Raw genomic sequence first — 1,313 nt, 5'->3', positions numbered from 1 at the left:
GACTTCACGGTGGGCGCGAGCCTGCCGATGCCGGGTCTGACTGCGTGGCAAGGACTGTTCGTGCACGGCCACCTTCAGTCGGGGCAGACCGTCCTTGCGCACGGTGCGGCTGGCGTCGTCGGTTCGATGGTGACGCAACTCGCACGTGAGGCCGGCGCCTACGTCATCGGCACCGGACGCGTTGCCGACCGTCAGGCGGTGCTCGACTTCGGCGCGAATGAGTTCGTCGACCTCGAGAACGACGCTCTGAAAGATGTCGGTGGCGTCGATCTGGTTTTCGATATCTTCGGCGGCGACATCGCGAAGCGGTCCGCAAGCCTGATTCGAGCGGGAGGAGCGCTGGTGACCATCGCCGGGCCGACCGAGGCGCGGCCCGCCGACGGCTTGGCGATCGACTTCGTTGTCGAGTCCGATCGCGCCCAACTGGGTGAGATCGTCCAGCGTCTGCGGGACGGACGACTGCGGACGAACATCGGCACCGTCTCGACCCTCGATGACGCCATCGCCGCCTTCAATCGGACCGAGCGACGCAAGGGGAAGACAATCGTTCGCGTTCGCCCGTGAGAACTTGGGGCGGAGAACGGTTCCGCGCTCCTCGTCAGCACGGCACGCATCCACGTTTAGGCGTCGTTCGGCCGTGGCCTCCGGCGGCGCGGCGCGGGCAGGAGGCGACGGCGGTTCATGGCAAGCCTGCTTGAGGTTGAATTGATGTTGCGAAAAGTGATCCGCGAACGGACACGGCAGTTCGGCTTCGGCTGCCGGCCAATGAGCCCGCGCGCCGCGAAGCGCGCCACCTGACATGACGGCCAGGTCGTGAGCAGCGCGTCCCTGACCCTGACCGATCGCGGCCTGGCGCTCTCCGAGCCTAAGGCCGTCGGAGCGCAGGGCAGCACCAAGGTGCTCGCCGCGTCGAGCCTGGGCAGCTGCCTCGTGTTCGTCAGCGGCGCCGTCGTCACGGTCGCGCTCGCGGCGATTGGCCGAGACATGCGCCTGTCGCCGCTTGACCTGCAGTGGGTCATGAACGCCGAGCTCCTTCCGCTCGCGGCCCTGACCTTGGTAGGCGGCGCTCTGGGTGATCGGTTCGGACAGAAGCGGATATTCCTCGCGGGGATCGCTCTCTATGGCCTGGGCGCGGCCGTAATTGCTTTCGCGCCGAGCTTCGCGCTGCTCATCGGCGGCCGCTTCCTGCAAGGTTTGGGCGAAGCTGTGATCCTGCCCAACGGCCTTTCCGTGCTCGGGCGGGCCTTTCCCGCCGACAAGAAAGCCCGTGCGATCGGCATCTGGTCCGCCGCCGCAGCGGTCGCCAGTGGCGT

2 protein-coding genes are annotated in these 1,313 nt (G+C 67.4%); both read left to right on the top strand.

The features are described 5' to 3' along the window. The coding region (locus AC0L3X_RS47110; protein ID WP_473317606.1) for a zinc-binding dehydrogenase at positions 1–564 on the top strand (564 nt) is incomplete at its 5' end. Positions 565–813: 249 nt separating this feature from the next. Beyond that, positions 814–1,313: MFS transporter (locus AC0L3X_RS47105; RefSeq protein ID WP_473317604.1), on the top strand; the 500-nt coding region annotated here is incomplete at its 3' end.

The sequence above is a fragment of the Bradyrhizobium sp. MI1.7 genome, from assembly GCF_055811795.1.
This window is presented reverse-complemented; position numbering and strand designations above follow the sequence as displayed.